The sequence below is a fragment of the Pseudolysinimonas sp. genome (assembly GCF_031389465.1).
In the GTDB taxonomy this organism is placed as follows: Bacteria; Actinomycetota; Actinomycetes; order Actinomycetales; family Microbacteriaceae; genus Pseudolysinimonas_A.
On sequence record NZ_JANMSQ010000076.1, the window covers coordinates 1 to 3982 of the forward strand.

6 protein-coding genes are annotated in these 3982 nt (G+C 65.9%); all 6 read right to left on the bottom strand.

The window, feature by feature from the left end:
* Nucleotides 1–174: ferredoxin family protein (locus RMO30_RS02880; protein WP_309709261.1), on the bottom strand; the 174-nt coding region annotated here is incomplete at its 3' end.
* A gap of 37 nt (nucleotides 175–211) precedes the next feature.
* Nucleotides 212–586, bottom strand: a complete 375-nt coding sequence (locus RMO30_RS02885; RefSeq protein WP_309709262.1) for a hypothetical protein — start codon at nucleotides 584–586, stop codon at nucleotides 212–214.
* Nucleotides 587–597: 11 nt separating this feature from the next.
* On the bottom strand, nucleotides 598–1044 hold the full coding sequence (locus tag RMO30_RS02890; RefSeq protein ID WP_309709264.1) for a hypothetical protein: 447 nt from the start codon (nucleotides 1042–1044) through the stop codon (nucleotides 598–600).
* On the bottom strand, nucleotides 1045–1491 hold the full coding sequence (locus tag RMO30_RS02895; RefSeq protein ID WP_309709266.1) for a hypothetical protein: 447 nt from the start codon (nucleotides 1489–1491) through the stop codon (nucleotides 1045–1047).
* Complete coding sequence (locus tag RMO30_RS02900; RefSeq protein ID WP_309709268.1) at nucleotides 1488–1976, bottom strand: hypothetical protein; 489 nt, start codon at nucleotides 1974–1976, stop codon at nucleotides 1488–1490. Before RMO30_RS02900 ends, RMO30_RS02895 begins: the two co-directional genes overlap by 4 nt.
* A gap of 96 nt (nucleotides 1977–2072) precedes the next feature.
* A complete protein-coding gene (gene typA, locus RMO30_RS02905) occupies nucleotides 2073–3977 on the bottom strand; it encodes a translational GTPase TypA (protein WP_309709270.1) in 1905 nt (634 codons plus the stop codon).
* Nucleotides 3978–3982 lie beyond the last annotated feature (5 nt).

The following is a 3982-nucleotide window of genomic DNA, read 5'->3' on the forward strand; positions in this document are numbered from 1 at the left end:
TTCGTAGTAGATGGCTTCGACCGGGCAGACCGGCTCGCAGGCGCCGCAGTCGACGCACTCGTCGGGCTGGATGTAAAGCATCCGGTCGCCCTCATAGATGCAGTCGACGGGGCACTCGTCGATGCAGGCGCGGTCTTTGACATCCACGCACGGAAGGGCGATCACGTACGTCACGTGATCCAGTCTACGAAGAGTGACGGGTGCTGGCTGGTTAGGTGGCCCTTACCCGACTACTTCGCTCCGGCCAAGCGATGATCACGATTGCGAGAACTGTCGGGCCGACCGCCCAGACATACCCGATCGGGTCCTCGGGCATGAAGAGCGAACCGCTGTTGCCGGGCAGGGTCAAGACGGCCGACCCGAGAATGACGCCCACCGCTGCGGCGATCGGCGCGGCGCGCTCCGCAAAGGCGAGCCGCATCCCGGCGAGCAGTGCCGCCACGACCGCGAGACCCCCGATGAGCCCGAACGGCACCGAGACATCGCCGAGCTCGACGACGTAGTGGCGATGCGTGAAGGTGAGCACGAAGCCCACCCCCGCGCCCGTGGCAAACGCGAGAACGATGGTGAAGACGCGCGAGGCCACTACCGACGCCCTCAGTTGAGAACGACGACGTAGGACACCGATGGACCGTAGGTCGGGTCTGTCGTCGCGGTGAGGTTGACCGTGTACGTGTCGGTCGTGAACTGGCCGAACGTGCCCTCTGGGCTCGCGCTGTTGGCCACTGCGGTGAAGCCGACCCCGTCGAGCAGCAAAGCCGCCTCGCCGTAGCCGTCGGCGAAGTCTTCGCGGGGGAAGATCACCGTCCAGCCGGTTCCGAGATCGACGGCGAACACCGGGTCACCATCGATCAGCGGCACCTCGTCGAGCGGGAAGGTCGCCGGGATCACCACCTCTCCCCCGGTTCCGGAATCCGGAGCCGTCGACGGCGGCACGGACGACTCGGACGCGTCGGGTTCCGCACCTCCCGCGGTGGCGCAGCCGACCAGCAGCAGCGCCACCAACGCGAGCGCCGCCGGCGCCGCGACTGCGCGGACAGTCATCTAGCCAGCCGCCTGAGCGACGGTGTAGTTGGCGGTCCAGCCGGAGCCGACCTTCCCGAGGAGAACGTTCACCACGAGGTCGTCCTTCATGTACGTGAGCGTGCCCCCGCTGTCGGTGACCTCACCCGTGCCTGCCGAGGTAAACCCCGCGCCTTCGAGCTGGGCGGCGATCGTTTCGGGCGCTGCCGGGTCGGAGACGTTGATCAACACGTTCCAGACTTTTCCCTCACCGCCGGTGATCGCGGAGCCGTTGACGATCTCGCCCTCGGCAAGCGGCACATCCGCCGGGAAGTCTTCGGGCACGGTGTTGCCGCCGAGATCGACGTCGCCCCCGGTCTGTTGCTCGATAATCCCCTCGATCGCCGCGCACCCGGTGAGCGCCGGAAGTCCGAGCAGGAGCACGGCACCGAGTGCAGCCGTCGCGAGCCGCGACGTCCGGGTGCTCACTGCTGCACCTGCACTTGGTAGTGGACGTACCAGCGACCGTCGTCGTCCTCGGCGGTCGCGACGATCACGACCATGTACTCCGCGGTCTCCCAGAAGATGCCGCTCTCGTTGCTAAAGCCCGCCTGCTCGAGCAGGCCGGCCGCCGAGTTGGCCGTCGCCTCGTCGGCCGTGAAGATCGTCACGGTCCAGGCCGCGCCGTTCGAGATGGACATGCTATGGCCGATCTCGCCCTCGACAAGGGGCACATCATCGACCGGGAAGTCAGCCGGGAGCGAACCCGACTCGAAATCGACGTCGCTGCCGCTGCCCTCGACCATATCTTCGACGAGTTCCTCGTCGACCTCGTCGGTGCCGCCGTCAGACCCGCCATCGGAGCCGTTGGGATTGTTCGGCAGACCCGGGATCCCGAAGCATCCGGTGAGGGTCAGCGCCAACGGGATGACCCCGATCGCGAGCATCCAGGGCCGCAGGTTCTTCTTCAGCATGGCAAATCTCCTCGCCTCGATAGCGGGATCGTAGCGCGACCCCTTATGAGAACGACGGATCGGGGCCGCTGAGAGGTTGACGTGCGCGGACGAGAACTAAGCCTGCTTCTTCGACCGCGACAGATTGCGCGCCCGCGCCGACGCGACGAGCTCGACCTTGCGGATGCGCACGATCTCCGGAGTGACCTCGACGCACTCGTCTTCACGAGCGAACTCGAGGCACTCCTCGAGCGTCAGCTCGCGCGACGGGGTCATCTTCTCGAAGTTGTCCGACGTCGACGAGCGGATGTTGGTGAGCTGCTTCTCTTTCGTGATGTTCACGTCCATGTCGTCAGCGCGCGAGTTTTCGCCGATCACCATGCCCTCGTAAACCTCCTGCGTCGGCTTGACGAAGAACGACATGCGCTCCTGCAAGGCGACCATCGCGAACGGCGTCACGACACCCGAGCGGTCGGCGACGATCGAGCCGTTCACGCGGGTCGTGATCGCGCCGGCCCACGGCTCGTAGCCGTGTGAGATCGCGTTCGCGATTCCGGTCCCGCGCGTGATGGTGAGGAACTCGGTGCGGAAGCCGATGAGCCCGCGCGACGGCACGATGAACTCCATGCGCACCCATCCGGTGCCGTGGTTCGTCATCGTGTCCATGCGGCCCTTGCGGGCAGCGAGCAGCTGGGTGATCGCGCCGAGGTGTTCTTCGGGCGCATCGATCGTGAGGTGCTCGAACGGTTCGAACGTCTTGCCGTCGACCGTTTTCGTGACCACCTGCGGCTTGCCGACGGTCAGTTCGAAGCCTTCGCGGCGCATGTTCTCGACGAGGATCGCGAGGGCCAACTCCCCGCGGCCCTGCACCTCCCAGGCATCCGGCTGGCCGATGTCGACGACTTTGAGCGACACGTTGCCGACGAGTTCGCGATCGAGCCGGTCCTTCACCATGCGACCGGTGAGCCGGTGACCCTTGACTTTGCCGACGAGCGGCGAGGTGTTCGTGCCGATCGTCATCGAGATCGCCGGGTCGTCGACCGTGATCGCGGGAAGCGGACGGATGTCGTCGGGGTCGGCGATCGTCTCGCCGATCGTGATGTCGGGAAAACCGGCGATCGCGACGATGTCGCCGGCCGTCGCACTCTCGGCGGGATACCGCTCGAGCGCGCGGGTCAGCAACAGCTCGGTGATGCGTGCGCTGGTGTGCGACCCGTCGTGGCGCACCCAGGCAACCGTCTGGCCCTTCCGGATCGTGCCCGAGAAGACGCGCAACAGCGCGATCCGACCGAGGAACGGGCTGGCGTCGAGGTTGGTCACCCAGGCCTGCAGCGGGGCTTCGTCGTCGTACGTCGGAGCGGGAACATGCTTCAGGATCGCTTCGAACAGCGGTTCAAGGTCGTCGTTGTCGGGAAGTGTGCCGTTCTCCGGCTTGTTCCACGACGCGGCGCCGTTGCGTCCCGACGCGTAGACCACCGGGAGGTCGAGAAGCGCGTCGACATCGAGGTCGGGCATGTCGTCGTGCAGGTCGCTCGCGAGAGCGAGCAGCAGATCGTGGGACTCCTCGACGACCTGGTCGATGCGGGCATCCGGTCGGTCGGTCTTGTTCACCAGCAGGATGACCGGCAACTTCGACTCGAGCGCCTTCCGCAGCACGAATCGAGTCTGCGGCAGCGGGCCCTCACTCGCGTCGACGAGAAGCACCACGCCATCCACCATCGACAGCCCACGCTCCACCTCACCACCGAAATCGGCGTGGCCGGGAGTGTCGATCACGTTGATCGTCACTGGACCGTCGGTCGCGTGAACCCCTTTGTAGGTGACCGCGGTGTTCTTCGCGAGGATTGTGATGCCCTTTTCGCGCTCCAGGTCGTTCGAGTCCATGGCGCGTTCCTCCATGTGCTCGTGCGAGCCGAAGGAACCGGTCTGCCGCAGCATGGCGTCGACGAGCGTCGTCTTGCCATGGTCGACGTGCGCGACGATCGCGACGTTCCTCAAGTCGGAACGACGTGCTTCAGCCATAGCTC